Source organism: Mycobacterium sp. DL, assembly GCF_039729195.1.
GTDB classification, from domain to species: Bacteria; Actinomycetota; Actinomycetes; order Mycobacteriales; family Mycobacteriaceae; genus Mycobacterium; species Mycobacterium hippocampi_A.
Genome location: NZ_CP155796.1, coordinates 4378066 through 4404322 on the forward strand (window position 1 = coordinate 4378066; position 26257 = coordinate 4404322).

Sequence of the window (26257 nt, forward strand, 5' to 3'; positions counted from 1 at the left end):
CGTCTGGACACCTGCCATTGCGACACTGCGGGTGTGGCAGGACAACTGATCGTGTCGATATCCGGGGTCAGCGACCGCACGCTTCCCGACGTCGCCGCCTTCAGCGCCCAACTCGACGCCCGGGGTGTCCCCGGATCGTTCCTGGTGGCGCCGCGCCTCAAGGGTGGGTACCGACTCGACCGCGACGCAGCCACGGTTGGCTGGCTGGTCGACCGGCGCGCCCACGGAGACGCGATCGTACTGAACGGCTTCGACGAGGCTGCCACCAAGGCGCGGCGCGGCGAGTTCGCCGCACTGCCGGCCCATGAGGCGAACCTGCGGTTGATGGCCGCCGACCGGACCCTCGAGCACCTCGGTCTGCGTACCCGACTTTTCGCCGCACCGGGCTGGAACATCTCCCAGGGGGCAGTCACGGTACTGCCCCGCAACGGGTTCCGCCTGCTGGCCGGTCTGGCCGGAATCACCGACCTGGTTCGCCAGAGCACCGTGCGGACCCGCGTGCTGGGCATCGGGGAAGGCTTCCTCGCGGAGCCGTGGTGGTGTCGCACTCTGGTGCTGTCGGCTGAGCGCACGGCTCGACGCGGGGGCGTCGTCAGGGTGGCTGTCGGCGCCCGGCACCTGCGCCGTCCGGGGGCCCGGCAGGCGATGCTCGACGCGGTCGATCTGGCGCTGATGCACTCGTGCGTACCCACCGTCTACGAGTGGCGGGCCGCAACTGCGCTGTCTGACGCCGCGTAGCAGCCGCCGGTCGTAGATTGGGCCCATGGCTGACGCTGATGTCATCGTGGTGGGTGCCGGACTGGCGGGGCTGGTGGCCGCCTGCGAGCTGGTCGAACGGGGCCGTCGTGTCCTGATCGTCGACCAGGAGAACGAAGCCAACATCGGTGGTCAGGCGTTCTGGTCGTTCGGCGGGTTGTTCTTCGTCGACAGCCCCGAGCAGCGCCGCCTGGGTATCCGCGACAGCCACGAACTCGCGCTGCAGGACTGGCTGGGCACCGCCGGGTTCGACCGGCCCGAAGACCACTGGCCCAGGCAGTGGGCGCACGCCTACGTCGACTTCGCCGCCGGAGAGAAACGCAGTTGGTTGCGCGACCGGGGCCTGCAGACGTTCGCATTGGTGGGATGGGCCGAGCGGGGCGGTTACGACGCCCGCGGACACGGCAACTCGGTGCCGCGATTCCACGTCACCTGGGGCACCGGGCCGGCCCTGGTCGACATCTTCGCGCGTCGACTGGCCGGGGTGCGCTTCGCCCACCGGCACCGCGTCGACGAACTCATCGTCGAGGGCGGGGCGGTCGTCGGGGTGCGCGGGGCGGTGCTGGAACCGTCCACCGCTGCGCGAGGTGTCACGTCGTCACGAAAAACCACAGGGGACTTCGAATTTCGCGCGCAAGCGGTCGTCGTCGCCAGCGGTGGGATCGGCGGCAACCACGACCTGGTCCGCAAGAACTGGCCGGCCCGCATGGGGCGGGTCCCCGAACAACTGCTCAGCGGGGTCCCCGCCCACGTGGACGGCCGGATGCTCGACATCTCGGCAACAGCCGGCGGGAACCTGATCAACAGCGACCGGATGTGGCACTACACGGAGGGCATCACCAACTACGACCCGATCTGGCCGATGCACGGCATCCGCATCCTGCCCGGGCCGTCGTCGCTGTGGCTGGACGCCACCGGCAGGCGACTGCCCGCGCCGCTGTACCCCGGGTTCGACACCCTCGGGACGCTGGAGTACATCGCCAAGACCGGCCACGACTACACCTGGTTCGTGCTGAACTCGCGCATCATCGACAAGGAGTTCGGTCTGTCCGGCCAGGAGCAGAACCCCGATCTGACGGGTCGCAGTGTCCGCGGAGTCCTGGAGCGGGGCAGGAATGGCCCCGCGCCGGTGCACGCCTTCGTCGACAAGGGCGTGGACTTCGTCACCGCAGACACCCTGCGGGATCTGGTCGTGGCGATGAACGCGGTCCCCGACGTCGAGCCGCTGGATTTCGCCGCGGTCGAAGCGGAGGTCACCGCACGGGATCGCGAGGTCGCCAACCGGTTCACCAAGGACAGCCAGATCACCGCGATCCGCGCCGCCCGTGGCTACCTGGCCGACCGCATCAGCCGAGTCGTCGCCCCGCACCGGCTGACGGACCCCAAAGCAGGACCGCTGATCGCGGTGAAGTTACACATCTTGACCCGGAAGTCGTTGGGCGGCTTGGAAACCGACCTGGACTCGCGGGTGTTGCGCAGCGACGGCGAGGTGTTGCCAGGCCTGTACGCCGCCGGCGAGGCCGCCGGTTTCGGCGGTGGCGGCGTGCACGGCTACCGCTCGCTGGAGGGGACGTTCCTCGGTGGGTGCGTGTTCTCGGGCCGGGCGGCCGGTCGGGCGGCCGCCCGCGACGTCGGCTGATCGGCTAGAACTGCGTGCCGCTCTCCGGTTCGAGGACCTGGAAGTCGGTGTCGGTCATCTCCGACAGTCGGCCGTAGTAGATGGGGCGGGCGATCGGGTCCACGATCGCCTGGTGGATCGGCACCGCGTGGGTCGGCGCGACCGCACGCAGGTAGTCGACGGCCTCTGAGATCTTCATCCACGGCGCCGCGGCAGGCGTGGCCAGCACGTCCACGGGCTCGCCGGGGACGAACAGCGCATCGCCGGGGTGCATCAGCTTTGCCGGATGCTTACCGTCGCCGACGAGATACGAGATGTTGTCGATGATCGGGATCTCCGGATGGATGACCGCATGCTGGCCACCGACACCCCGCACCGTCAGATGTCCGACGGACAGAGTGTCGCCGACCTGAACCGCCTGCCACGGTGCGCCCAGCTGAGCTGCTGTCTGCGGGTCTGCGTAGAGGGCGGCCTGCGGGTTGGCCTCGATGAGGGCGGGCAGTCGCTCGGTGTCGGCGTGGTCGGGGTGTTGGTGGGTGATCAGGATCGCCGACAGACCCGTGATTCCCTCGAAGCCGTGGGAGAAGTTGCCCGGGTCGAACAACACCGTCGTCGCACCGCCGATGCCGTCGTCCGGTGCTCCCGGAAAGCTGGCCAACAGGCATGAATGTCCGAAGTGTGTGAGCTGCATGCCTATATTCTGGCGTGCAGGGGGTTAGGTGCACGTGAGATTGATGCTCGCGGTGGTGGCGGCGGTCTGCGGACTCGTGGTGGTCCCGGGCACCGCCCGCTCCGTGCCGGGGATTTGTCCGCCCTTCTGTGACTCGATCCCCGATGCCGCGTGGATCGAGTCCAGTTCCCTCCCGCTGTACCCGGTCTACCGCTGGCCCGGCCTGGCAGCGCTGGCCGTCGACGCGCCCGCACCCCGGTTCGGGTTCGAGGGGTGGTGTGCGAGTCCGACCGTGGCCGACGATCCCCGGGACTACGTGGTGGCCGCCCGCGCCGAGGTGAGCAATCCCGACGGGCAGTGGAACCTGCGGGTGCAGGTTCTGCACTGGCGGGGCCCCGTCACGGCCGGGGGTCCGATCGCCCTGGAGACGCTGGAGAAGGCCCGGATGGCGCTGGCGCTGTGCCACCTCACCGCGCCCGCGGTGTCACCGTCGATCACCAGCAGCGATGCGGAGCGGCTTGCGACGGTGATCAGCGACGGCGGCCGCCGGGTCATGCACGCCTACCTGGTGGCGGACCCGCGCAACGGTTCCCTGGTCGAGGTGGCGCTGTGGTCGACGCTGCCCAGCGCCGTCGAGTGGTCTGCGGTGCCCGACACCCAGGTTTTTGATGCGATGGCAGCGCCGCTGTGCGCCGCTTACCTGGGCTCATGCCGGTGACGCGAGGCCGCCGCCGCCGCAGGTAGAGTGAGCGCGTGGCAAAAGTGGTGGTACACGTCATGCCGAAGACCGAGATCCTCGACCCGCAGGGGCAGGCGATCGTCGGGGCACTCGGCCGCCTCGGCTTCGACGGAGTCTCAGATGTGCGGCAGGGCAAGCGATTCGAGCTTGAAGTCGACGACAGCATCGACGACGAGAAGCTCGCCGAGATCGCCGAATCGTTGCTGGCGAACACCGTCATCGAGGACTGGACCGTCAGCAGGGAACTACCCGGGGGAACCGCATGAACGCCCGTGTGGGCGTCATCACGTTCCCGGGCACCCTCGACGACATCGACGCCGCGCGTGCGGTGCGACTGGCCGGCGCCGAAGCGGTGAACCTGTGGCACGCCGACGCCGACCTCAAGGGCGTCGACGCGGTGGTGGTCCCCGGCGGTTTCTCCTACGGCGACTACCTGCGTTGCGGAGCCATCGCGAGGTTCGCCCCGGTGATGGGTGAGGTCGTCGCCGCTGCCGGCCGTGGCATGCCGGTGCTGGGGATCTGCAACGGCTTTCAGGTGCTCTGCGAGGCCGGTCTGCTGCCCGGTGCGCTGACGCGTAACGCGGGCCTGCACTTCGTGTGCCGCGACGTGTGGCTTGAGGTCGCGTCCAACACCTCGGCGTGGACCTCGCGGTATGAGCAGGGTGCCGACCTGCTGGTGCCGCTGAAGTCGGGTGAGGGACGTTATGTCGCGAGCGAGGCCGTGCTCGACGAACTCGAGGGCGAAGGCCGGGTGGTCTTCCGCTACCGCGACAACATCAACGGCTCGATGCGCGCGATCGCCGGCATCAGCTCGGCCGACGGTCGCGTCGTCGGCCTGATGCCACACCCCGAGCACGCCACCGAAGCCCTGACCGGCCCGTCCGACGACGGGCTCGGCATCTTCTACTCCGCCCTGGACGCAGTTCTGGTGTCCTGACGTCCCCGCCCTAGGGGCAGGCTGGTCTCTTGAACCCGTTGCGGCCCAAGGCGTGTGGGCTGAACGTCACGATGGCCGACTGCGAGCGCGCGCGAAATGCCAGCAATTGCGGCGCGTCGGCGTGCAAACACGCGCGTTCGCGGGGAGAGGCGTCAGGCTTGCGGGCCTGGGTGTCAGGCCCGCAGCGCGACTGCCGCCTCGGCGGTGTAACACAGGAACGTCATTGTCTCCTGCAGGTAGAGCTGCACGGTCTCGGCGTCGTGGGACAGGTAGCCGATGCACACGTCGGTGCCCAGCTGCAGGTCGAAATCGCCTCCGCGGGTGGATAATACGAATGCTCCGTCGATGGCCGGCGCCCAGATGATGTCACCGTCGACCAGTCGGTTGAGGTGTTCGCGGATGGGATAGCCGTTCGCGGTGGTTTCGCTGACCTGCGTGTAGATGTCCGCCGACAGCAGCACGCTGTACGGGCCGTCGACGCCGGCCAGTCGCAGTTCCGAGAGTGCCTGGCTGATCACGTCGGGGATCTCGCGCGGGTCTTCGGGCAGCGCCAGACTGGGGCACGAACTCGCCTTGCGGATGCCACCGATGTGGGCCGCCTCGTATCCCTCGAAGATCGCCCGATCCTCGATGAACGCCAGCTTCTTGGCGGCGTCCTTGACCGGGTCCCAATCCGAATCCTGCGACCCGCGCTCGACGTCGTCGATGTCGATCCGGTTCACCGTGAACGGCACCCGCAGCCTGACCAGCGGCCGCGCATCACGCAGGTGGGCGACCACGCCGTCGCCGGGTGCGGCGACATCGATCAGGTGGCCGGTACTCACCGCCGCGGTGACGGGGCCTCCAGGTTCGCTGACGTCGACCACCCGGCGGCCCGCGATGTGGCGCTTGAAGGTACGGGTGGCTTCCTGCTCGATCTCCGCCCACGCGACGTCGGTGATCGGGGCCAGTTCGCGGTACAGGTTGTTCATTGAGGTTGTCCTTTCAGACTGCCGATCCCGAGCGATCCGTCATAGCTGTCCGTCGTCACCGGCGCGACCGCCGGCGATTCCGCCGCCGCTGAATCCGGAAGCGGCGGAGGGTTGTTGAGGAAATCCGTGGTCGGGGTGAAGAACATCGAGCCGGTGACGGCGGTGGAGAAGTCCAGTACCCGGTCGGTGTTGCCCGGCGGGTCGCCGACGAACATGTTGGTCAGCATCCGTTCGGTCACCGCTGCGGTGCGCGAATAGCCGATGAAGTACGTACCGAACTCGCCCGTGCCGACCTCGCCGAACGGCATGTTGTGCCGCACGATCTTGAGCTCGGTGCCGTCCTCGTCCTCGATGACGTTGAGGGCCAGGTGGGAATTCAGGGGCTTCGCATCGTCGTCGAGCTCGATGTCGTCGAGCTTGGTGCGCCCGATGACTCTTTCCTGCTCCTCGGTCGACAGCGAGTTCCAGGAACCCATGTCGTGCACGTACTTCTGCACGTGCACGTAGCAGCCGCCGGAGAAGTCGGGATCCTCCTCGCCGATCCGGGTGGCACTGTCGGCAAGCGGGCCGTCGGGATTCTCGGTGCCGTCAACGAAACCCAGCAGGTCGCGGTTGTCGAAGAACCGGAATCCGTGTGTCTCGTCGACGACGGTGATCGTGTCCAGCGCGCCGACCAGTCTGGTGGCCAGCTCGAAACAGACGTCCATCGACTCGGCGCGGATGTGGAACAGCAGGTCGCCCGGCGTCGATGGGGCGCGGTGGCGGCCGCCGTCGAGTTCGACGAACGGGTGCAGTTCAGCGGGGCGGGGCCCGGCGAACAACCGGTCCCACGCGTCGGACCCGATCGACGTCACGACGGAGAGCCGTTTCGTCGGATCGCGGAATCCGATGGCCCGCACCAGCCCTGCGATGTCGCCCAGCGCATCGTGGACGGACCGCTCGCCGTCGTCATCGATGGTCGCCACCAGGAAGATCGCCGCGGGAGTCAGCGGCGCGAGAACCGGCTGCGGATCAAGATCGGGCACACACCGACCCTAGTGCCACGGCTGCGGATCAGACCCGTGAAGATGAAGAGATGGCAGCTAGCCCCCATGGCCTTTGTGAGTTCATCGATTCGTCGCCGTCCCCGTTCCACGTGTGCCGAAGCGCCGCCGACCGATTGCTCGCCGCCGGGTTCACCGAACTGTCCGAGAGCGACCCGTGGCCCGCGTCCGGTGACCACTTCGTGGTTCGGGCCGGTTCGCTGATCGCCTGGCGCTCCGGCGGCGAGAAGGGGGTGCCCTTTCGTGTCGTCGGCGCCCACACCGACAGCCCCAACCTGAGGGTCAAACAGCACCCGGACCGGTTCGTCGCCGGCTGGCAGATCGTGGCCCTGCAGCCCTACGGGGGGGCGTGGCTGAACTCGTGGCTGGACCGCGACCTCGGTCTCAGCGGCAGGCTCTCGGTCCGTAGTGGCAGCGGCATCGAACACCACCTGATCAGGATCGACGAGCCGATCCTGCGGGTACCGCAATTGGCGATTCATCTCAGCGAGGACCGCAAGGGCGTGGAGCTGAACCCCCAACGACACGTCAACGCCGTGTGGGGCGTGGGCAGCGGGTCCCGGTCGTTCCTGACCTATGTCGCGGCGCGGGCCGACGTGGACGTCGAAGACGTGCTGGGCGCCGATCTGATGACACACGACATCAACCCGTCGCGGTTGGCCGGGGTCGACGGTGAGCTGGTCAGCGCGCCACGACTGGACAACCAGGCGACGTGCTATGCCGGTCTGGAGGGTTTCCTGGCGGCGGCACCGGGTGCCATCACGCCGGTGCTGGTGCTCTTCGACCACGAGGAGGTCGGATCACAGTCCGACCATGGCGCACAATCCGACCTGCTGCCGACGGTGCTGGAGCGGATCACGCTGGCCGAGGGCGGCGGGCGCGAAGACTTCCTGCGACGACTGCCGGAATCGATGGTCGCTTCGGGGGACATGGCGCACGCCACCCATCCGAACTATCCGGAACGCCACGAACCCGGCCACCTGATCGAGGTCAATGCAGGTCCGGTGCTGAAAGTGCAGCCCAACCTGCGCTACGCCACCGACGGTCGCACCGCGGCGGCGTTCGCGCTGGCCTGCGAGCAGGCGGGCGTTGCACTGCAGCGCTACGAGCACCGCGCCGACCTGCCGTGTGGATCGACGATCGGTCCGATGACCGCGGCGGGAACCGGAATACCGACCGTCGACGTCGGGGCGGCCCAGCTGGCGATGCACTCGGCGCGTGAGGTGATGGGCGCCGCCGATGTCGCCGCCTATTCGTCGGCACTTCAGGCGTTTCTGTCACCCGGCTGACTTAGGGTCGGCGGTATGACACTGAAAGTTGAGATGATCACCTTCGATTGTGTTGATCCCGACGGGCTGGCCGACTGGTGGGCCAAGGCTGCCGGCGGAGATGTGAACGCCGTGGCGCCAGGCGAATTCGTCATGGTCACCAGCGAGGGACGCCCGGCGCTGGGCTTTCAGCGGGTGCCCGACCCGACGCCCGGCAAGAACAAGGTGCACCTGGACTTCCACTCCGCCGACAAAGAGGCCGAGGTGGCCCGCCTCGTCGGTCTGGGGGCGCGGGAGACCGGCCGGAACAGCTTCGGGCCTGAGTTCGAGTGGGTCGTGCTGGCCGACCCGGAGGGCAACGCCTTCTGCGTCGCCGGAGGCTGACCTCCCGCGCTGGCTAGACTGTCTCGGTGACGTCTGGGTTGACCCAAGAGGTAGACACCGTCGAGCGGGCAGCCGCTACTCCCGAGCAGCCGCAGCCCTTCCGGGAGCTGGGGCTCAAGGACGACGAGTACGAACGGATCCGCGAGATCCTCGGCCGTCGGCCCACCGATGCCGAGCTTGCGATGTACTCGGTGATGTGGAGCGAGCACTGCTCCTACAAATCGTCGAAGGTGCATCTGCGCTACTTCGGCGAGACGACCACCGAGGAGATGCGCACGGCGATGCTCGCAGGCATCGGCGAAAACGCCGGCGTCGTCGACATCGGCGACGGGTGGGCGGCCACCTTCAAGGTGGAGTCGCACAACCATCCGTCCTACATCGAGCCCTACCAGGGTGCCGCCACCGGCGTCGGCGGGATCGTCCGCGACATCATGGCGATGGGTGCCCGGCCGGTGGCCGTGATGGACCAGTTGCGCTTCGGCGCCGCCGATGCGCCGGACACCAGGCGCGTCCTCGACGGCGTGGTGCGAGGCGTCGGCGGATACGGGAACTCCCTCGGCCTGCCCAACATCGGTGGTGAGACGGTCTTCGACGCGTGCTATGCGGGAAATCCGCTGGTGAACGCGCTGTGCGTGGGTGTGCTCCGCAAAGAGGACCTGCACTTGGCGTTCGCGTCGGGGACCGGCAACAAGATCATCCTGTTCGGAGCCCGCACCGGTCTGGACGGCATCGGCGGGGTGTCGGTGCTGGCGTCGGAGACGTTCGGCGGCGACGAGGGCGGGGGTGGAGCGGGCCGCAAGAAGCTGCCGTCCGTCCAGGTCGGTGACCCGTTCACCGAGAAGGTCCTCATCGAGTGCTGCCTGGAGTTGTACGCCGCCGACCTCGTGGTCGGTATCCAGGATCTCGGTGGCGCCGGATTGGCTTGCGCTACTTCGGAACTGGCGGCTGCGGGCGATGGCGGCATGAAGGTTGCGCTGGAGACTGTGCCGCTTCGGGCGGCCAACATGACGCCGGCCGAGATCCTGTCGAGCGAATCGCAGGAACGGATGTGCGCCGTCGTCACGCCGGACAACGTCGATGCTTTCATGGCGGTGTGCCGCAAGTGGGATGTGCTGGCCACGGTCATCGGTGAGGTCACCGACGGAGATCGGCTGGAGATCACCTGGCACGGCGAAACCGTCGTCGACGTGCCGCCGCGCACGGTCGCCCACGAGGGGCCGGTGTACGAACGGCCAGTTCGGCGACCCGACACCCAGGACGCACTCAACGCCGACACATCGGCGTCGATTCCCCGGCCGTCGAGTGGGGACGAACTGCGCGCGACGTTGCTCGCGATGGTCGGCAGCCCACATCTGTGCAGCCGGGCGTTCATCACCGAACAGTACGACCGCTATGTCCGAGGCAACACCGTGCTGGCCGAGAACGCCGACGGCGGCGTGCTCCGCGTCGACGAGGAGACCGGGCGCGGTATCGCGATCTCCACCGACGCCTCGGGTCGGTACACGGCGCTCGACCCGTACACGGGAGCCCAGCTTGCCCTGTCGGAGGCGTACCGGAACGTCGCCGTCACCGGCGCCACCCCGATCGCGGTCACCAATTGCCTGAACTTCGGTTCACCCGAGGACCCGGGCGTGATGTGGCAGTTCTCGCAGGCGGTCCGCGGGCTGGCCGATGGTGCTGCGACACTGGGCATTCCGGTCACCGGCGGGAACGTCAGCTTCTACAACCAGACCGGAACCACGGCGATCCTGCCCACCCCGGTCGTCGGCGTGCTCGGCGTCATCGACGATGTGAAGCGGCGCATCCCCACCGGCCTCGGCAACGAACCCGGCGAGACCTTGATCCTTCTCGGCGACACCCGCGACGAGTTCGACGGTTCGATCTGGGCTCAGGTCACCGCCGAGCATCTCGGCGGCCTGCCGCCTGCCGTGGATCTGGAACGGGAACGACTGCTGGCCGACGTGCTGACTGCCGCGTCGCGCGACGGTCTTGTCTCCGCCGCCCACGATCTGTCCGAGGGCGGTCTGATCCAGGCAGTGGTCGAGGCTGCGCTCACCGGCGAAACCGGTTGCCGCATCGTGCTTCCCGAGTCGGTCGACCCGTTCGTGTTCCTGTTCTCCGAATCCTCCGGGCGGGTGCTCGTCGCGGTGCCCCGCACCGAGGAGAGCAGGTTCACCGCGATGTGCCAGGCCCGCGGATTACCGGCCACCCGGATCGGTGTCGTCGACCAGGGGCCCGACGGGGGCCAGGCGGCCGTCGAGGTGCAGGGCCAGTTCGCGGTCACCTTGGAGGAGTTACGGAGCACGTCGGAGGGCGTGCTGCCCGGGTTGTTCGGGTGACTTCGCAGACCCACAAGGAAAACCCCGTCTACCTGTGGGCGTGGCGCCTGGTGCGATTGGATTTCACCGGCGCCGTGTTCGGCGCACTGTTCTTCTGCCTGTCGATGACACCGTCGCTGCTGCCCAGGGACTGGCTGTTCCAGGGCCTGATCGGCGGCGTCACCGCCGCCATCGGATACGGCATCGGGGTGTTCGTGTCCACGATGATCGGTCGTTTCCTGCTGGCGCGTCGGCGGTGGTGGCCGCCGCCCGCCCGGGTGTCCTACGCGCTCAAGGCAATCGCAGTCGTGATGTCGGTGGGGGCCTGTGCGCTGATCGTGATCCCGGCGGCCGCCTGGCAACGGCAGGTCTCCGCGCTGATGGGTGTCGAAGGGCCGGGCACGGCCGGCTATCTGCGCACTCTCGTCCTGGCAGCAGTGGTTGCAGGGGTCTGCGTGGCGGCGAGTCGGCTGCTGCTGGACCTCATCAAGACGATGGCACGTGTTTTCATCCGCCGCTGGCGACTGTCCGACGAGGTGGCGCTGTTCATCGGCACGGGCATCGTCGTGGTGTTGGTGATCACGCTGGTCAACGGCGTCCTGGTGCGGGGCTTCCTGGCCGGGGCCAACCGGGTGTTCCAACCGCAGAACACCACCACCAGGGAGGGTGTGATCCAGCCCGATGAACCCGAAAGATCCGGCAGCCCGGAGTCTTTCGCATCGTGGGAATCGCTGGGCTACCAGGGGAGGAACTTCGTCGCCGGCGGTCCAGGCGCCGAGGAGCTGACCCGCCTCAACGGCCGGCCCGCCGAGGAACCGATCCGGGTGTACGTCGGCCTGCAGACGGCCGACACCGACGAAGCTCGCATGGCCGTGTTGCTCAGCGAACTCGAGCGCAGCGGCGCCTTCGAGCGCGAGGTGCTGGTCATCGTGCCGACCACGGGGACCGGATGGGTGAACCCGATCGCGGCGAGGTCGCTGGAGATGATGTACAACGGCGACACCGCGATCGTCGGATCGCAGTATTCGTATCTGCCGAGCTGGATCTCGTTCCTGGGCGACCAGCAGAAGTCGATGGACTCGGGCCGGATGATGATCGACGCGATCCACGACCGATGGGTCCAGTTGCCGGAGGACGAGCGTCCCCGCCTGCTGCTGTACGGGGAGAGCCTCGGCTCGATGGCCGGCCAGGGGGCATTCGACTGGTTGCCGGACATCTCGCGGATGGGTTTCTCCTCGGTGCTCTGGGTCGGCCCGCCCAACGCCAGCCCGCTGTGGCAGGCAATCACGGCGCGCCGCGACCCGGGCACCCCCGAAGTGGAACCGCGCTACGACGACGGCCGCACCGTACGGTTCTCCCAGGGAAACGACGCCGCTCAGATCGCCAGGGACACCGCCGATCCGTGGGACGGCACCAGAGTGCTCTTCCTGCAGCATGCTTCGGATCCGATCGTCTGGTGGTCGCCGGAACTGCTGTTCACCCGTCCGGATTGGCTCGCCGAGCCGCCGGGGCGCGACCGGACCGCATCGATGCGGTGGTATCCCATCATCACGTTCTGGCAGGTCGCAGCGGACATGACAAATGCCGCTTCGGTGCCCGACGGCCACGGGCACAACTACGGCGACTTCATCCTCGACGGATGGGCAGGCGTCGCCGCACCTCCGGGTTGGACGCCGTCGGACACCGAGCGGATCCGAGGAGCGTTGCAGCAGAACGAGTCCGCCGCATAGTGCGGGACAAGCTGCGGGCGGGCGCATTGGCGGCGGCGCTATTGGGATGGAGCGTGGCGGCGCCGCGGATCCCGGCTCGGTGGCATCCGCTTCCACACGCGCTGTTCGGCGTCGCGATGTCGTCGGTCAGCGGTGCATCGCTGGGCCTGCGGCCACCGACACTGTGGGCCGGCCTGCGGTGGGGGGCGGCTGCCGCGGCCCCTGTGGTGCTCGCTGTTGCTGCGGGAACAGCGATTTCGCCGGTGCGAGACGGCATGGCCGAACGCACGCTGCCGGCGCCGACGGGTCGATGGCTGCTGCTGCGTATCCCGATCGGCACGGTGTGGGCCGAGGAGGCGGCCTACCGGGCGGCGCTGGGATCTACCGCGACGCGGGCGTTCGGCGAGTCCCGCGGGCAGCTGTTCGCCGCGGCGGCGTTCGGCCTGTCCCACCTGCCGGACGCCCGCGCGACGGGTGAGTCGCTGCCCGGCACGATCCTGGTCACCGGTGCCGCAGGCTGGATCTTCGGCCGGCTCTACGCGAAGTCGGGCAGCCTTGCCGCACCGATGCTCGCCCACCTCGCTGTCAACGAGGCCGGCGCGATCGCCGCGCTGATGGTGCAGCGTCGGGGTGGGGAAGAGGTCAGGCGACGTTGCGGACGTGCGCGACCAGCTGGTGCGGTTCGGTCGTCTGGTCGTCGATTCCGAAGCTGATCACCCGTCGAGGAGTGATGCGGATGATGGCGGCGTCGAGTGGGTCCCCGTTCGGTTCGCGCGGCGGGTCGTCGAGCAGGGCCTGCACGGCGGTGCCGCGTATCTCCAGGCACCGCACCCGCCACGGGTCGCGGGACGGGATGTCGTCGATGACGAACGCCACCTTGTCGTTTCGCGCGAGGTTGCGGAACTTGCGGCTGCGTGACATCTGATAGCCGGCGATGTCGATGGTGCCGAGTTGCTCGTTGAAGGTGAACCCGACCGGGCTGTTCTGCGGCGTGCCGTCGGGCTGGATCGTGGCCAGTCTGCCGACATCGGCCTGCTTCATGAAGTCGATCTCGAAGGATGTGAAGGTCATACCGCAGACGGTAGAACCTCAATCGCGATTGAGGTCAAGGGTCACGGGTTGATGGTCGGCTCGCCGACCTGCCTGCCCCATACGTAGTCGACCAGCATCGGTTGGGGGATACCCACGTGGTTGTAGGGGGCGATGCTGTACCCGGTGTCCATCACCAGATAGGGCATCGGCCACAGATCGCGGGTGACCTTCTGCCAGCAACCCGGCCGGCCCTCCGGACCGCCCCTGGCGTTGATCCGCGGCAGGTTGTCGGGGTAGACGTAGGGATTGCCCGCGCCGAAGACGGTGCCGGCCGAACGCAGCGAGTAGCCGTTGTCGCCGCCGAAGACGCGGGAGATCTCGGGGCCGACCTCGGCGTAGTTCCTGGTGGTGCACAGGATCATGCCGCGATAGTCGTCCAGCAGTTTCGAGGTCGGGATCAGATCCGCGGGACCACGAATCAGGTAGGGCCCCGCCTCCTCGACGGTGGGAGTCGCGCCCTCGGCGAAACCCAGTGCGGCCATCAGCGCGGCGTCGATGTCGCCGCGATGCTCGGTGAGCGTGCGCGCCGTCTCGACGGCACGGTCGAGTCCGTCGAAGAGGTCGGGAGACGCGCTCGCGTAGACGTCCGCCAGGGCCGCCACCTGCTCGATGTCGTAGCGCAACCGGGGCATTCTCGGATTCAGGTCCTCAAGAATCCGGTTGCCGTCGACCAGCGATTCGCCGAACCTGTCGCCCAGGCCGGTCAGCGCCTCGGCCGCGGCGCTCAGAGTCTGGTTCAGCTTGATCGGATCGACCTGCTCGGCGATCGCGGTGACGGTCTCGAACAATGTGTTGAACTCGGTCGTCACGCCCGCGACGTCGATCACGTCGTCGCTCGAGATCCGCTGCGCTACAGGAGTTTCCGGTGAGCTCACCGACACGTACTTGTTGCCGAAGACGGTCGTCGCGCGAACCTCGAAGACCGCATTCGCGGGAATGAACCGCAGATACTCCGGATCGACATCGAGAGTCAACCTGGCTGCGGGGGTGTCGTCGGACTCGACCTGCGCGATCCGGGTGACCTTGCCGATCTCGACCCCGTTGTAGGTGACCTTGGCCCCCGGTTCCACCACCAGACCCGCCCGCGCAGCCAGCAGCGTCAATTCGGTTGTCGTCGCGAAGTGCCCGCGGAACTGTAGAAAGAGCAGGGTGCCCGCGACGACGGTGATCGCCAGGAAAAGCGCCCCCACCACTTTGTACGGCGGGTCGTCGCGGTCGACAGACACTTTGAGACCCTAGATTATGGCCGTCCGCCGTAGTGCCGATCCGGAAAAGACCCGCGCCGCAGTGCTGGCCGTGGCGGGCTGGCTGCGCGACGAAAGCGCGTCCCCGCCGAGCCGTACCGAACTGGCCGAAGCCGTGCGGGCCACCGCGAGAACCCTGCCGCTGCTGGCGCCGGGAGCGGCCGTCGAGGTGAGGGTGCCACCGTTTGTCGCCGTCCAGTGCATCTCGGGGCTGACGCACACCCGCGGCAACCCGCCGAACGTGGTCGAAGCCGACCCGCGCACCTGGCTGCTGCTGGCGACGGGGCTGCTGTCCGTCACCGACGCCGCCTCGGTGGGCGCGTTGCAGATGTCGGGCGGGCGGGCCGGAGAGATCGCCGACCTGCTGCCGATCGTCGGACTATCCGACTGACCCGCGGGCCGCCTCAACCGAAATAGGGTTGGTCCTGCACCCAGTTGAACCCGCGGCTGCGCAGTGTGAAGTCGTCGAGCGGTTGGCGCTTTAACGCGATCGTCACCGGACTGCCGTCGAGGGTGCCCTCCAGGCGCAGCGTGTCCGGGCTCTGCCGGTCGACGGTCATCGTCGCCCACGGTGCAGGTGGTTCTCCCGGCGGGGCCGACAGGTCGGTCAGCGTCAGCGTGTCGCCCTCCATCGACGCCGCGACATCGACCAGCTCACCGTTCATCCGCTGGTAGGTCACCACCTGCGGCGCATCGAAAACGAGCCGTTGCCAACGGGTCTCATCGGTGATCAGCGGCGGGCGGGGGGTGTCGTCGACGGTGAACTCGCTGACCGACCAGATGCCGTACAGGTCCGGTTTTTCTCGCCCGTCGCCGACTTCCTGCCACAGTTGAACGTTGAGGATGAGGCATCCGGCCAGCACCCACAGGCCGAGGGCCACCTGCACGGCCGCCGCGATGCGGTTGTGCCGCGCCGATTCGAAGAGGGGGCGACGCGCCTCGGAGTCGGTCGCCCGGCCGGCCAGAGCGCCTGCCAGGCGTCGTGCCTGTGGTGCCAGCAGCACCACGCTGATGAGCAGCAGGTGCGACGACAGGATCTTCACCGGTACGTCGTAGGTCATGTTCAGCAGGAAGATCTGGGCGGTGGCGCCCACGCTCAACAACGCGCCGGCGGTCGCGGTTCGCGGTAGGAACAGCAGTACCCCGGCCAGTACCTCCACAGACCCCAACACGATCTCGTAGGGATGAGACGTGCCGACCTGCAGCCAGAGCACCGCCATCGGGCTCAGGTTGCCGAACGGTTCGAGCAGTGCGGCCAGCGGCGGTGACGGCATCTGCGTCGGGATGACCTTCGCGAACCCGTAGAACAACATCTGGCCGCCCAGACACAGCCGCAGGAACACCGTGAACCAGGCCGCCAGGCGCGGGTAAGAGGCCCGGTTGCGGTCGAGCACCGACCAGGCCGCCGTGGCGACGACGGCCACGACGAACAGACAGAAGACCAACACCCAGATGGCTGCCTGGTCGCCGCTGCCGGAGAACGGTTGCAGCGCGGTATCAACCCCGAAAACCGTCCGGCCCACCCAGCGGGTGACCGGTTCCAGCGTGATCATCTGCCACAGCACCGCGTTCTGCGGCAGCCACAACGCGGCGATCCCGGCGTAGACGAACGTGATCTGGGCGAACGTGAGGCAGAACAGCCCGAGGTAGACGACCCCGAAGCGGAAGATGATGCGGGTTGCGGGGTGCCACCACTGCTGTGTTTCGGCCGGACCCGGGTGCACGCGACTCCTCCGAGAAATGTTCGCGGCGATCTCGACGTTGAACCCGTGGACCGACACCGCCATTCGATTCCGTCTTCGGTCGGTGTTCACCGTAGACTGACGAGCGTCACCCACAGCCCCCAGGGAGCAGCCATTGTGACCGTCGAGCCCCCCGAGAACGATCCCAAAGAAGAATGCGGCGTATTCGGAGTGTGGGCACCCGGCGAAGAGGTGGCGAAACTCACGTATTACGGCCTCTATGCCCTACAGCACAGGGGGCAGGAAGCCGCGGGTATCGCGGTCGCCGACGGTTCGCAGGTCCTGGTGTTCAAGGATCTGGGCCTGGTGAGCCAGGTGTTCGACGAGCAGACGTTGGCCGCGATGCCGGGTCACGTCGCCGTCGGGCACTGTCGCTACTCCACGACGGGCTCGACCACCTGGGAGAACGCTCAGCCGGTGTTCCGCAACACCGCCGCGGGCACCGGGGTTGCGCTGGGCCACAACGGAAATCTCGTCAACACCGCCGAACTCGCGGCCCGTGCTCGCGACGAGGGGCTGATGGGCAATCGTGGCGCCGTCGCCGCCACCACCGATTCCGACATTCTTGGAGCGCTGCTGGCGCACGGTGCAGCGGACTCGTCGCTCGAACAGGCCGCTCTCGAACTCCTCCCGACCGTGCGCGGCGCGTTCTGTCTGACCTTCATGGACGAGAACACCCTCTACGCAGCCCGTGACCCCCACGGCGTGCGGCCGCTGTCGCTGGGCCGGCTCGACCGCGGGTGGGTGGTGGCATCGGAGACCGCGGCGCTCGACATCGTCGGCGCGGCGTTCGTCCGTGACATCGAGCCGGGTGAACTGCTCGCGATCGACGCCGACGGCGTGCGCTCGACCCGCTTCGCCAACCCAACCCCCAAAGGGTGTGTCTTCGAGTACGTCTACCTCGCCCGGCCGGACAGCACGCTGGCCGGCAGGTCGGTGCACGCCACCCGCGTGGAGATCGGACGCAGGCTGGCCGTGGAGGCGCCCGTCGACGCCGACCTGGTGATCGGTGTCCCCGAGTCCGGCACTCCGGCGGCGGTCGGTTACGCCCAGGGCTCGGGAATCCCGTACGGGCAGGGTCTGATGAAAAACGCCTACGTCGGGCGCACCTTCATCCAGCCGTCCCAGACGATCCGCCAGTTGGGTATCCGGCTCAAGCTCAACCCGCTCAAGGAAGTCATCCGAGGCAAGCGCCTGATCGTCGTCGACGATTCGATCGTGCGAGGCAACACCCAGCGCGCCCTGATCCGGATGCTGCGTGAGGCCGGTGCCGTGGAGGTGCATGTCCGGATCGCCTCACCGCCGGTCAAATGGCCCTGCTTCTACGGCATCGACTTCGCCACGCCTGCCGAACTCATCGCCAACGCCGCGAGCAACTCGGCCGACGAGAGCGAGATGCTCGACGGCGTCCGCCGGGCGATCGGTGCCGACACGCTGAGCTACATCAGTCGGCAGGGCATGATCGCCGCGACCGAGCAGCCGGCGTCGCGGCTGTGCTCGGCGTGTTTCGACGGCAACTATCCGATCGAACTGCCGGGCGAGACCGCACTGGGCAAGAACGTCATCGAGCACATGCTCGAAACCGCGGCCCGCACCGGCATCCCGCTGCAGATCGAGAACGACAACGCCTCGGCGCTGCGTCGACCCTGACGCCCCCGGCGGAGGTCACTGCGTCGCGGTGGGACTCCAGCGCATCACAGAACGACGGCCGACCTTCGGCTGATTCTCGCCCTTGAGAGCCAGCACCACCGAGTCCCGATATCCGGTCAGGCCTTGGGCGGGCGGCGGGATGACGGAATCGATGTCGTCTTCGTGGGCGATCGCATCACATTCCAGCGAGGCGACCAGTGGGCGCGCAAGGCCCAGCGGAATGGGAGTCACCAACCCCACCCACCAGCTGGCGATAGCCGGGGTCAGGAACGGAATGGCCACGATGAGGCGCTTACTCAGCCCGGCCACGTCGGCGTAGACCTGCATGGCGTCGCCGTACTCGAGCACGTCGGGGCCGCCGACATCCCAGGTCCGCGATTTCGGCACCGGCGCCGTTGCGGCCTCGATCAGGTAATAGAGGATGTCGTCGATCGAGATGGGCTGAATCTTGTTGTGCACCCATTTCGGGGTGGTCATGACGGGCAGTCGGTCGGTGAGATGACGGATCATCTCGAACGACGCGGAACCGGCGCCGACGACGATGCCCGCCTGCAACACGACGGTCTCGACGCCGGATGCGATGAGGATGTCCCCGACAGCCGCACGGGACGCCAGGTGGGGTGACAGTTCACCCTCGGGGTGCAGCCCGCTGAGGTAGACGACGCGACGCACCCCGGCAGCCTTCGCCGCGGCGGCCACGTTCTGCGCGGCGCGCTTCTCCTCGGCGACGAAGTCCTTCGACGTTCCCATCGAGTGCACCAGGTAGTAGATGACGTCGGTACCCTCGAACGCCGCGGTCAGCGAGTCGGGTTTGGTCAAGTCGCCGCGCACCACCTCGGCCTGGTCCCGCCACGGCGCATCGTCGAGTTTGGCCGGGGTGCGGGCCATCGCCCGTACCTGGTGGCCACGCTCGAGCAGCGCCGGCACGAGTCTGCCGCCGATGTAACCAGTGGCGCCTGTCACCAGGCATCGAATCTGTTCAGCGGGCACCGGGGCCTCCAATGTCGTCAACTCTGTCGCCGGGTATTCGGAGACCTGCTGCCGTCGGATGTCCGTTTCCCGACTCCGGCAAACCCGCGCCCGGCAGGTTGTCTCAGTGCAACCCACCGTGGCCTCGGTTCGCTGCTAAATCGCAGAGTAACCTTGCACACGATGACCGAGCGCGCCGAACAACACGGCATTTCCTATGCGTCGGCAGGGGTGGACATCGAAGCAGGTGACCGCGCCGTCGAACTCTTCAAGCCGCTAGCGAAGAAGGCCACCAGGCCCGAGGTACGTGGTGGGCTGGGCGGGTTCGCGGGGATGTTCGCGCTGCGCGGCGACTACCGCGAACCGCTGCTGGCCTCCTCGACAGACGGGGTCGGGACGAAGCTGGCGGTCGCCCAGGCCATGGACAAGCACGACACGGTCGGCATCGATCTTGTCGCGATGGTCGTCGACGACCTCGTGGTGTGCGGTGCCGAGCCGTTGTTCCTGCAGGACTACATCGCGGTCGGGCGGACAGTCCCCGAACGCGTCGCCGAGATCGTGTCCGGCATCGCCGACGGTTGCGTCCTGGCCGGCTGTGCGCTGCTGGGTGGCGAGACGGCCGAGCATCCCGGGCTGATGGCCCCCGACCACTACGACATCTCGGCCACTGGCGTCGGCGTCGTCGAGGCCGACGACGTGCTGGGACCTGACCGCGTCAGGCCCGGCGATGTGATCATCGCGATGGAATCCACCGGACTGCACTCCAACGGGTACTCGTTGGCCCGCCACGTGCTGCTCGAGATCGATCACATGAACCTGGCCGGGCATGTGGAGGAGTTCGGGCGCACCCTGGGCGAGGAGTTGCTCGAGCCGACGCGGATCTACACCAAGGACTGTCTGGCGTTGGCCGCCGAGACGCAGGTCAGGACGTTCTGCCACGTCACCGGCGGTGGATTGGCGGGCAACCTCGAACGGGTCATCCCGCACGGGCTGGTCGCCGAACTCGACCGTGGCACGTGGACGCCCGCCCCGGTGTTCGGCATGATCGCCCAGCGCGGACGCATCGAGCGTGCCGAAATGGAGAAGACGTTCAACATGGGTGTGGGGATGGTGGCCGTCGTCGCGCCGGAGGACACCGATCGCGCGTTGGCCGTGCTGACTGCCCGCCACCTGAAGTGCTGGACCCTGGGAACCATCGAGAAGGGCAGCAAAGACGGCTCACGAGCATCGCTCGTGGGTCAGCATCCCAGATTCTGAGGGAACCCCTACGGACTAGCGGCGCCAGTCGTCGTCGTCGGTCCAGCCATCGTCGGACGGCACGTCGCTGCCGTTGAGGCGGTCCTCGTCCGGCGAGCCAGACAGCTCGCGCTGTAGCCGCTCGAAGTCGGTCTGCGGTGAACTGTATTTGAGATCACGTGCAACCTTGGTCTGCTTTGCCTTTGCCCGGCCGCGGCCCATGGGGGAACCCCCTCGCGCAATAACGGAGCGGCCCAATTAACAGGCGGCTCCGATCTGAGTGTGTTTATTGTCCTGCCAACACTTTACCGTGCCCTCCGGCGTACCGCTGGCAGACCCTGGTCGACGGTCGCTCAGCGGGCGCCGCCACGCAGTCTTTCCACCGCCAGTCGGCCTGCACCGACCGCGTCGGTGGCAGGCATCGAGTCCGGATCGATGGCCGCCGTCACCTCGACCTCACCGCCGGTGTTGAGTGCCAGATCCGCCGGCATCCCGCGCTTGAGCAGGGCCAGGGCGATCACTCCTTCGTCGACGTGGTCGACGACAGTGCCCAGGCGGCCCACCGTGCGGCCACCGGCTTGCAGCGGGTCTCCCGGCGATGGTCGATCGCCATCGCCGTCCAGGTGCAGAAGCACCAGCATCCGGGGCGGTTTGCCCAGGTTGTGGACTCGCGCCACGGTTTCCTGGCCGCGGTAGCAACCCTTGTCAAGATGCACCGCGGGTCCGATCCAACCCACCTCGTGGGGGATCGTCCGCTCGTCGGTGTCGATGCCGAGACGGGGCCGACGCTGTGCGACGCGGTGCGCTTCGTACGCCCACACGCCGGCCCGTCGCACGCCTGCGGCGACCAGGCGCTCGATTCGGCCGGCCACCTGATCCCGGGGCACGACCACGTCGACCTCGATGCCTGAGCCAGGAACACGGCGCACAAACCCGCCATCGGCGAGAGCCACCGCGGTGCCCTCCGCGGGCAACGCCGCCACGCCGAGCGCGTCGAGGACCGGCGTGTCGGCGAGGTGCGGTCCGAGCAGGGAAAGCACCGCCAGGTCGGCGGGCTCGACGCTGACATCGGCCCAGAACACCATCTTGCGCAGGTAGGCCAGCAGCGGCTCCCCTCGCCACGGCTCGGTGTCGAGCACTGTGACACCGTCGAGCTGGGTCTGGAGCCAGTGATCCTCCACACGGCCCTGGCCGTCGAGGCTCAGATTCTGGGTGACCGTGCCGTCGGGAAGCTCGCTGACGTGCTGTGTGGTGAGGCTGTGCAGCCAGGATTTGCGTTCGGCGCCGGACAGGGACAGCACCGCCCGGTGCGAGCGGTCGACGACGACGGCGGTCTCCGCCGCGGACCGCTGTTCGCCGAGTGGGTCGCCGTAGTGCCAGACGGCGCCGGCGTCGGGTCCGGGGGTGGGAACCGGTACCCCGGAAGTGGTCGTAGCCATCCTTCGACTCTACGGTCAGTCGGGCAGCGGGCGGGGCTACGCTGTCAGCCCATGGCAGTGGTGGTCACCCTCGACGGGCGCGTGCACGATCCGCAGACGCCGTTGCTTCACGCCGACGATCTGGCGGCCGTGCGCGGCGACGGCATCTTCGAGACGCTGCTGGTCCGCGACGGCGGACCGTGCCTGCTCGAAGCCCACCTGTCGCGGCTGACCCACTCCGCGCACCTGCTCGACCTACCCGACCCCGACCTGCCGCGGTGGCGTTCTGCGGTGGCGAAAGCCGTGGAACGGTGGCTGGCCGACGGCGGCGACGAAGGCGTCCTGAGATTGGTGTACAGCCGAGGTCGGGAAAGCGGCACGGACGCAACCGGCACCGCCTACGCCACGATCGGCCCGGTGCCCGGCAGGGTCGCCGACGTCAGGCGCAACGGGTTGGCAGCGCTGACGCTGGACCGTGGTCTGTCGGCCGATGGGATCGACGCGATGCCATGGTTGCTCGCGGGTGCCAAGACGCTGTCGTACGCGGTGAACATGGCCGCACTGCGGCACGCCGAGCGCCACGGCGCCGGTGACGTCATATTCGTCAGCACCGACGGCCACATCCTCGAAGGGCCGCGCTCGACCGTGGTCGTCGCGACCTCGTCGCCCGACGGCAGAATCTGCCTGCTGACCCCGCCGCCGTGGTATCCGATCCTGCGCGGAACCACCCAGCAGGCCCTGTTCGAGGTGGCCCGCAACAAGGGCTACGACTGCGATTACCAGGCTCTTAGGCCAGCCGATCTACTTGCCGCCCAAGGAGTCTGGCTTGTATCGAGCATCACGCTGGCGGCCCGGGTGCACACGCTCGACGGCGCGGCCCTCGCCCCGGCGCCGTTGGCCGGCGAGATCGGCGGACTGATCGACGCCGCAATCCTGAGTGATCGCTGAACGCTTAATTCCCTTGTCGCGCTGACGAAGCGCGGGTACGGTCGCTGGTACACAAGAAGGGAGGTGGTCCGAGAACTTGATTGACTTATGGACATGTGAGGTGGCTGCGAGCTAGCAGCGCCGGGAAGTCGTTGACGCACCTGTGCGCGCTGGCGAAATCCCCGCAGTCACCCGGCCCCCGAGCCCCTCGGTCTTGTCCGACCAGGAACCAAGGCTCGGGGGTCGCTCCATGTCTGGGTCCGGTTGCTGTCCTCGATCAGCCGGCGGGGCCCGGCGCCAGCGATGAACACTCCGCCATCGCCTGTTCCCATTTCGCAGGGTCGACGCCAGGAGGCGGGCCGGTGGCGGGCCCAGGAGGTGCGGGCATCCCGTGCTGACCCAGGCAGTACGCGAGGGAGCCGTGACCGACGCTGGGCACCACCGAGGTCGGTGTCGACTCCGACGTCGTTCCATCAGGAGACGGTTCATCAGGGGACGTTCCGTCCGGGGCCTCGGCCGGTGCCGAGCAGGCGACGGTGATCCCCACCGCGGCAAGCGCGGCGACTGTTTTGACCGTGCGCACTAGCCGACGAACCTGGTCAGTCTGGCGGACAGGTGGGGCACCAGCCCGCCGTCGGCGTCGACTCGTTCCTCGACGTAGGCCAGGTCACCACCCTCGACGATGCCGTAGAGCCGTTTGGCTCCGCCGACGAGCATGCCGGACTTGCTCCGGGCCAGCGCGTCGGTGACCAGCTCCCAGGACGACTGGTTGAGTGGCCGGCCGTAGAACAACTCGACGTAACCGGCGGAGTGCGCCAGCAGCAACTCGATGGCCTGCGTCTCACCCGGGTCGGCCGGGTCGTCGACGAATCGCCAGAAGCCGGTCTCCCGGAGATCGGGTCCGTCGTACTCGCCGTCGTCGTTCAGCTTCCAGGACCGCGCTTCCCAATTGAGGTAGTCGCCACCGTCGTGGGACACGACGATCTGCTGACCGAACCGGAAGTCACCGTGGGCGCGGTGGCCTTCGCCCTCGCCTCGCCAGACGCCCACCAGAGGCAACAGCGCCAGCAGGGCGTCGTCGAGGTTCGCGCCCTTCCTCAGGTTCGCCGTGTCGGCGGACAGCGGAAGATCGTCGAACGCCGGAATGTTGCGGGCAGCGGTTTCTCTGGCTCGCTCTGCAGCTGCCGCGACCGCTTCGTCGCCAGACGTCACGACTCGTCGGTGACGAGCCGGTACACCGCGTACAGCGCGAACCAGGTGATGACCACCACGGCCGCGACAAGCAGGATCTCGAAGAACAGGATCACGGCACGGAGTCTAGTCGCCGCGACAACAGATCTCCCGGCGGCCGTCGAAGCCGGAAGAGGTGTCGTCAGGCAGCGTCGAAGATGTACTCGTACTCGGGGCAGAATGCGCCGGTGGCGGCGCCGATGAACGTCGCGGCCTGATCGGTGGACCAGCCTGTCGCCCCGGTCAGGTCGGTGACCTCCTGCATCAGGGTGGCGCCGTTGTCCCAGTCCTGGCAGACCGCGTACCCGGTCTCGATGACCTGCGCCGTCTTGTCTGATGGCCAGGTGATTCCGCCGTCGGAGATCACCGTGAGGAAGTCTCCCTCCGGATCCGCGAGGGCCGCGGGTGCAGTTACCAGAGCGACTGCGGCGAACGCCGCTGTCGCGGCGCAGGCGATGGTGAGCTTCATGGTCGGGTCCTAGCGGTAACGCGGCGGGCCGCGCAGCGGATGTGGATGACCCGCGCCCAGCAGCGCGGGGTCCACCATATTTTCGCCGACGACAGCTAATCTTGCAGCGTTTTCACAGCAAGATCAGGGCAACGCCCAGTTACGCCCCTGTGAACTCAGACCCGACCTGATCGTCAGGCCGCCTGATTGCCTGACTCAGGCGACCTTGACGTCGACCTCAGGCGACCTTGACGTCGACCTCGTGGATTCCCGCGCCCGACGGTGCCACGCTGGCGTCTCCGTTGCCTACCGAGGACAGGGCGCGCAGCGTCCACGTCCCGGGCGCGGCAAAGAAACGGAAGTCGCCGGTGGCCGATGCGACCACCTCGGCGGTGAACTCGTCAGAGCCGTCCAGCAGACGCACGAACGCGCCTCCCACACCCTGACCCGATCCGTCGATGACGCGACCGGTGATCACCGTCTCCTTCTCGAGGTCGACGCCGGCGGGCAACGTCAGTCCTTGCTTCGGTGCAGAGCACATATCAACTTCCCAACTCGATCGGGGCCCCCACCAGGGAGCCGTATTCGGTCCAACTGCCGTCGTAGTTCTTGACGTTGGTGTGTCCCAGCAGCTCCTGCAGCACGAACCAGGTGTGCGACGAGCGCTCACCGATGCGGCAGTAGGCGATGGTCTCCTTCTGGCCGTCCAGGCCGGCCTCGGCGTAGAGCTTGGCGAGATCCTCGTCGGACTTGAAGGTGCCGTCCTCGTTGGCGGCCTTGCTCCACGGCACGTTGATCGCGCTGGGGATGTGGCCGGGGCGCTGGCTCTGCTCCTGCGGCAGGTGCGCCGGCGCCAGGATCTTGCCGGAGAACTCGTCGGGGGAGCGCACGTCGACCAGGTTCTTGCTGCCGATCGCGGCGATGACCTCGTCGCGGAACGCACGGATGGTGTTGTCGGGATCCTTGGCGGTGTAGCTGGTCCCGGGGCGGGTCACCGCGTCTTTGGACAGGGGGCGGGCATCGAGCTCCCACTTCTTGCGCCCACCGTCGAGCAGTTTCACGTCCTGGTGGCCGTAGAGCTTGAAGTACCAGTACGCGTACGCGGCGAACCAGTTGTTGTTGCCGCCGTAGAGAACAACGGTGTCGTCGTTGGCGATGCCGCGCTCGGAGAGCAGCTTGGAGAACTGCCCGGCGTCGACGAAATCGCGCTTGACCTGATCCTGCAGATCGGTCTTCCAGTCCAGCTTGATCGCGCCGGGGATGTGACCGGTGTCGTAGGCGCTGGTGTCTTCGTCGACCTCGACGAAAACGGTATTCGGCGCCTCGAGATTGCTCTCGGCCCAGTCGGCTGTGACCAGGACGTCGGAGCGTGCCATGGATAGATCCTTTCGATTGCTAATGGGTGGGAGTCAGCCGTGCGACGAGCGGGTAGAGCTGGCAGCCGAGGCAGACGCCGAAGGCTGCATTGAGGAACGCCGCCGCGAGCGCAAGGCCCGTGGCGGCCAGACCCAGCAGAACGAGACCGCTGGAGAAACCGATGACGCCGACCACCGCGAACACGAGGCCGACCAACTGGGCGAACCTCAGCGGAGCGGCGGGTTCCCGTTCGGTGACGGGTCCCAGCCGCGGGGCGATGACCGTGGCGAATACGAAGCCGTAGGGATGCTGCCGGGGCCCGCGCACGGCGCCGATGGCAAAAACCACTGCCTGTGCGGCCAGGAGCAGCGCTGCGCCGGCCGCGCTGGCGGTGGAGATGAGCAGGGCGACGACGAGGACACCAGTCGTGACCCAAGCGGCGAAGCGGGGTCCCCGCACGTCCACCTGTGCAGGCTGCGCGTTACCGGGACGGGTACTGACGGTGCTGGACAAAACTGTGCTCCTGTTGTGG

At 67.8% G+C, this 26257-nt stretch carries 29 protein-coding genes; 14 read left to right on the top strand and 15 right to left on the bottom strand.

Going from position 1 to position 26257, the window contains the following annotated elements; translation table 11 throughout:
* Nucleotides 1-33: 33 nt before the first annotated feature.
* Nucleotides 34-738, top strand: coding sequence for a DUF2334 domain-containing protein (locus tag ABDC78_RS20895; protein WP_178361765.1), 705 nt, complete (start codon nucleotides 34-36; stop codon nucleotides 736-738).
* A gap of 25 nt (nucleotides 739-763) precedes the next feature.
* Complete coding sequence (locus ABDC78_RS20900) at nucleotides 764-2395, top strand: FAD-binding dehydrogenase (protein ID WP_178361766.1); 1632 nt, start codon at nucleotides 764-766, stop codon at nucleotides 2393-2395.
* A 4-nt stretch (nucleotides 2396-2399) separates the two neighbouring features.
* On the opposite strand, the gene ABDC78_RS20905 is transcribed toward ABDC78_RS20900, so the two are convergent.
* The gene (locus tag ABDC78_RS20905) at nucleotides 2400-3065 is read right to left on the bottom strand and encodes an MBL fold metallo-hydrolase (RefSeq protein WP_178361767.1); all 666 of its coding nucleotides are present in this window, start codon (nucleotides 3063-3065) and stop codon (nucleotides 2400-2402) included.
* A 34-nt stretch (nucleotides 3066-3099) separates the two neighbouring features.
* Here ABDC78_RS20905 and ABDC78_RS20910 point away from each other — a divergent pair, with 34 nt between their 5' ends.
* The 3 genes from ABDC78_RS20910 to purQ are packed head-to-tail and all read left to right on the top strand — an operon-like array spanning nucleotide 3100 to nucleotide 4720.
* Nucleotides 3100-3762 carry an ATPase gene (locus ABDC78_RS20910; protein ID WP_178361768.1) on the top strand — a complete coding sequence of 221 codons (663 nt, stop codon included), beginning with the start codon at nucleotides 3100-3102 and terminating at the stop codon, nucleotides 3760-3762.
* A 35-nt stretch (nucleotides 3763-3797) separates the two neighbouring features.
* The gene (gene purS / locus ABDC78_RS20915) at nucleotides 3798-4049 is read left to right on the top strand and encodes a phosphoribosylformylglycinamidine synthase subunit PurS (protein WP_178361769.1); all 252 of its coding nucleotides are present in this window, start codon (nucleotides 3798-3800) and stop codon (nucleotides 4047-4049) included.
* Nucleotides 4046-4720, top strand: a complete 675-nt coding sequence (gene purQ, locus ABDC78_RS20920) for a phosphoribosylformylglycinamidine synthase subunit PurQ (protein WP_178361770.1) — start codon at nucleotides 4046-4048, stop codon at nucleotides 4718-4720. The genes purS and purQ overlap by 4 nt, the downstream gene beginning before the upstream one ends.
* Before the next feature lie 173 nt (nucleotides 4721-4893).
* Here purQ and ABDC78_RS20925 read toward each other — a convergent pair whose 3' ends face one another.
* A complete protein-coding gene (locus ABDC78_RS20925; protein ID WP_178361771.1) occupies nucleotides 4894-5691 on the bottom strand; it encodes a family 1 encapsulin nanocompartment shell protein in 798 nt (265 codons plus the stop codon).
* Nucleotides 5688-6716: a Dyp-type peroxidase gene (locus tag ABDC78_RS20930; RefSeq protein ID WP_178361772.1), complete on the bottom strand. Its 1029-nt coding sequence runs from the start codon at nucleotides 6714-6716 to the stop codon at nucleotides 5688-5690. The genes ABDC78_RS20925 and ABDC78_RS20930 overlap by 4 nt, the downstream gene beginning before the upstream one ends.
* Nucleotides 6717-6766: 50 nt before the next feature.
* On the opposite strand from ABDC78_RS20930, the gene ABDC78_RS20935 reads away from it, so the two are divergent.
* From ABDC78_RS20935 to ABDC78_RS20955, 5 genes are read left to right on the top strand one after another with little or no spacing between them, the layout of a single operon-like run.
* Complete coding sequence (locus ABDC78_RS20935) at nucleotides 6767-8023, top strand: M18 family aminopeptidase (protein WP_178361773.1); 1257 nt, start codon at nucleotides 6767-6769, stop codon at nucleotides 8021-8023.
* 15 nt (nucleotides 8024-8038) lie between these two features.
* Entirely contained in the window at nucleotides 8039-8386 is a 348-nt protein-coding gene (locus tag ABDC78_RS20940) for a VOC family protein (protein WP_178361774.1), read from the top strand.
* Nucleotides 8387-8412: 26 nt separating this feature from the next.
* Nucleotides 8413-10725, top strand: a complete 2313-nt coding sequence (gene purL / locus ABDC78_RS20945; RefSeq protein WP_178361775.1) for a phosphoribosylformylglycinamidine synthase subunit PurL — start codon at nucleotides 8413-8415, stop codon at nucleotides 10723-10725.
* Nucleotides 10722-12434, top strand: coding sequence for an alpha/beta hydrolase (locus tag ABDC78_RS20950; protein ID WP_178361776.1), 1713 nt, complete (start codon nucleotides 10722-10724; stop codon nucleotides 12432-12434). The genes purL and ABDC78_RS20950 overlap by 4 nt, the downstream gene beginning before the upstream one ends.
* Nucleotides 12434-13126 (top strand): CPBP family intramembrane glutamic endopeptidase, encoded by a 693-nt coding sequence (locus ABDC78_RS20955; RefSeq protein WP_178361777.1) that lies wholly within the window; start codon nucleotides 12434-12436, stop codon nucleotides 13124-13126. The genes ABDC78_RS20950 and ABDC78_RS20955 overlap by 1 nt, the downstream gene beginning before the upstream one ends.
* On the opposite strand, the gene ABDC78_RS20960 is transcribed toward ABDC78_RS20955, so the two are convergent.
* Both ABDC78_RS20960 and ABDC78_RS20965 read right to left on the bottom strand, forming a co-directional pair.
* Nucleotides 13056-13484 carry a PPOX class F420-dependent oxidoreductase gene (locus ABDC78_RS20960; protein WP_178361778.1) on the bottom strand — a complete coding sequence of 143 codons (429 nt, stop codon included), beginning with the start codon at nucleotides 13482-13484 and terminating at the stop codon, nucleotides 13056-13058. The genes ABDC78_RS20955 and ABDC78_RS20960 overlap by 71 nt on opposite strands.
* A gap of 41 nt (nucleotides 13485-13525) precedes the next feature.
* Nucleotides 13526-14731, bottom strand: a complete 1206-nt coding sequence (locus tag ABDC78_RS20965) for an MCE family protein (RefSeq protein WP_178361779.1) — start codon at nucleotides 14729-14731, stop codon at nucleotides 13526-13528.
* A gap of 16 nt (nucleotides 14732-14747) precedes the next feature.
* Between ABDC78_RS20965 and ABDC78_RS20970 the strand changes: the two genes are divergently transcribed.
* Nucleotides 14748-15140, top strand: a complete 393-nt coding sequence (locus tag ABDC78_RS20970) for a sterol carrier family protein (RefSeq protein WP_178361780.1) — start codon at nucleotides 14748-14750, stop codon at nucleotides 15138-15140.
* 13 nt (nucleotides 15141-15153) lie between these two features.
* Here ABDC78_RS20970 and ABDC78_RS20975 read toward each other — a convergent pair whose 3' ends face one another.
* Nucleotides 15154-16473 carry a DoxX family protein gene (locus ABDC78_RS20975; RefSeq protein WP_178361781.1) on the bottom strand — a complete coding sequence of 440 codons (1320 nt, stop codon included), beginning with the start codon at nucleotides 16471-16473 and terminating at the stop codon, nucleotides 15154-15156.
* A gap of 135 nt (nucleotides 16474-16608) precedes the next feature.
* Here ABDC78_RS20975 and purF point away from each other — a divergent pair, with 135 nt between their 5' ends.
* Nucleotides 16609-18141 (top strand): amidophosphoribosyltransferase, encoded by a 1533-nt coding sequence (gene purF, locus ABDC78_RS20980; protein WP_178361782.1) that lies wholly within the window; start codon nucleotides 16609-16611, stop codon nucleotides 18139-18141.
* Nucleotides 18142-18156: 15 nt separating this feature from the next.
* Here the strand turns inward: purF and ABDC78_RS20985 are convergent, their stop codons facing one another.
* Nucleotides 18157-19131 carry an NAD(P)H-binding protein gene (locus ABDC78_RS20985; RefSeq protein WP_178361783.1) on the bottom strand — a complete coding sequence of 325 codons (975 nt, stop codon included), beginning with the start codon at nucleotides 19129-19131 and terminating at the stop codon, nucleotides 18157-18159.
* Nucleotides 19132-19293: 162 nt separating this feature from the next.
* Here ABDC78_RS20985 and purM point away from each other — a divergent pair, with 162 nt between their 5' ends.
* Nucleotides 19294-20367: a phosphoribosylformylglycinamidine cyclo-ligase gene (purM, locus tag ABDC78_RS20990; RefSeq protein WP_178361784.1), complete on the top strand. Its 1074-nt coding sequence runs from the start codon at nucleotides 19294-19296 to the stop codon at nucleotides 20365-20367.
* 15 nt (nucleotides 20368-20382) lie between these two features.
* On the opposite strand, the gene ABDC78_RS20995 is transcribed toward purM, so the two are convergent.
* A complete protein-coding gene (locus tag ABDC78_RS20995; RefSeq protein WP_178361785.1) occupies nucleotides 20383-20568 on the bottom strand; it encodes a DUF3073 domain-containing protein in 186 nt (61 codons plus the stop codon).
* Between the two features lie 131 nt (nucleotides 20569-20699).
* Complete coding sequence (locus ABDC78_RS21000) at nucleotides 20700-21785, bottom strand: folate-binding protein YgfZ (protein WP_178361786.1); 1086 nt, start codon at nucleotides 21783-21785, stop codon at nucleotides 20700-20702.
* A 51-nt stretch (nucleotides 21786-21836) separates the two neighbouring features.
* Between ABDC78_RS21000 and ABDC78_RS21005 the strand changes: the two genes are divergently transcribed.
* Nucleotides 21837-22712 (top strand): aminodeoxychorismate lyase, encoded by an 876-nt coding sequence (locus ABDC78_RS21005; protein ID WP_178361787.1) that lies wholly within the window; start codon nucleotides 21837-21839, stop codon nucleotides 22710-22712.
* 256 nt (nucleotides 22713-22968) lie between these two features.
* Here the strand turns inward: ABDC78_RS21005 and ABDC78_RS21010 are convergent, their stop codons facing one another.
* From ABDC78_RS21010 to ABDC78_RS21035, 6 genes are all read right to left on the bottom strand, one after another.
* Nucleotides 22969-23274 (bottom strand): hypothetical protein, encoded by a 306-nt coding sequence (locus tag ABDC78_RS21010; protein WP_178361788.1) that lies wholly within the window; start codon nucleotides 23272-23274, stop codon nucleotides 22969-22971.
* Entirely contained in the window at nucleotides 23274-23903 is a 630-nt protein-coding gene (locus ABDC78_RS21015; RefSeq protein ID WP_178361789.1) for an FABP family protein, read from the bottom strand. The genes ABDC78_RS21010 and ABDC78_RS21015 overlap by 1 nt, the downstream gene beginning before the upstream one ends.
* A gap of 160 nt (nucleotides 23904-24063) precedes the next feature.
* On the bottom strand, nucleotides 24064-24390 hold the full coding sequence (locus ABDC78_RS21020) for a DUF732 domain-containing protein (protein ID WP_178361790.1): 327 nt from the start codon (nucleotides 24388-24390) through the stop codon (nucleotides 24064-24066).
* Nucleotides 24391-24607: 217 nt separating this feature from the next.
* Nucleotides 24608-24910 carry a DUF1416 domain-containing protein gene (locus tag ABDC78_RS21025; RefSeq protein WP_178361791.1) on the bottom strand — a complete coding sequence of 101 codons (303 nt, stop codon included), beginning with the start codon at nucleotides 24908-24910 and terminating at the stop codon, nucleotides 24608-24610.
* A 1-nt stretch (nucleotide 24911) separates the two neighbouring features.
* Nucleotides 24912-25745 carry a sulfurtransferase gene (locus ABDC78_RS21030; protein ID WP_178361792.1) on the bottom strand — a complete coding sequence of 278 codons (834 nt, stop codon included), beginning with the start codon at nucleotides 25743-25745 and terminating at the stop codon, nucleotides 24912-24914.
* A gap of 19 nt (nucleotides 25746-25764) precedes the next feature.
* Nucleotides 25765-26238: a DUF4395 domain-containing protein gene (locus tag ABDC78_RS21035; protein ID WP_178361793.1), complete on the bottom strand. Its 474-nt coding sequence runs from the start codon at nucleotides 26236-26238 to the stop codon at nucleotides 25765-25767.
* Nucleotides 26239-26257 lie beyond the last annotated feature (19 nt).

Coding starts and splice junctions, on each gene's coding strand:
- purM (WP_178361784.1), top strand. CDS start 19,294: ATGACCGAGCGCGCCGAACAACACGGCATTTCCTATGCGTCGGCAGGG.
- ABDC78_RS21005 (WP_178361787.1), top strand. CDS start 21,837: ATGGCAGTGGTGGTCACCCTCGACGGGCGCGTGCACGATCCGCAGACG.
- ABDC78_RS20940 (WP_178361774.1), top strand. CDS start 8,039: ATGACACTGAAAGTTGAGATGATCACCTTCGATTGTGTTGATCCCGAC.
- ABDC78_RS20970 (WP_178361780.1), top strand. CDS start 14,748: ATGGCCGTCCGCCGTAGTGCCGATCCGGAAAAGACCCGCGCCGCAGTG.
- ABDC78_RS20905 (WP_178361767.1), bottom strand. CDS start 3,065: ATGCAGCTCACACACTTCGGACATTCATGCCTGTTGGCCAGCTTTCCG.
- ABDC78_RS20935 (WP_178361773.1), top strand. CDS start 6,767: ATGGCAGCTAGCCCCCATGGCCTTTGTGAGTTCATCGATTCGTCGCCG.
- ABDC78_RS20995 (WP_178361785.1), bottom strand. CDS start 20,568: ATGGGCCGCGGCCGGGCAAAGGCAAAGCAGACCAAGGTTGCACGTGAT.
- purQ (WP_178361770.1), top strand. CDS start 4,046: ATGAACGCCCGTGTGGGCGTCATCACGTTCCCGGGCACCCTCGACGAC.
- ABDC78_RS20960 (WP_178361778.1), bottom strand. CDS start 13,484: ATGACCTTCACATCCTTCGAGATCGACTTCATGAAGCAGGCCGATGTC.
- ABDC78_RS21025 (WP_178361791.1), bottom strand. CDS start 24,910: ATGTGCTCTGCACCGAAGCAAGGACTGACGTTGCCCGCCGGCGTCGAC.
- ABDC78_RS21030 (WP_178361792.1), bottom strand. CDS start 25,745: ATGGCACGCTCCGACGTCCTGGTCACAGCCGACTGGGCCGAGAGCAAT.
- ABDC78_RS21000 (WP_178361786.1), bottom strand. CDS start 21,785: ATGGCTACGACCACTTCCGGGGTACCGGTTCCCACCCCCGGACCCGAC.
- ABDC78_RS21020 (WP_178361790.1), bottom strand. CDS start 24,390: ATGAAGCTCACCATCGCCTGCGCCGCGACAGCGGCGTTCGCCGCAGTC.
- ABDC78_RS20925 (WP_178361771.1), bottom strand. CDS start 5,691: ATGAACAACCTGTACCGCGAACTGGCCCCGATCACCGACGTCGCGTGG.
- ABDC78_RS20900 (WP_178361766.1), top strand. CDS start 764: ATGGCTGACGCTGATGTCATCGTGGTGGGTGCCGGACTGGCGGGGCTG.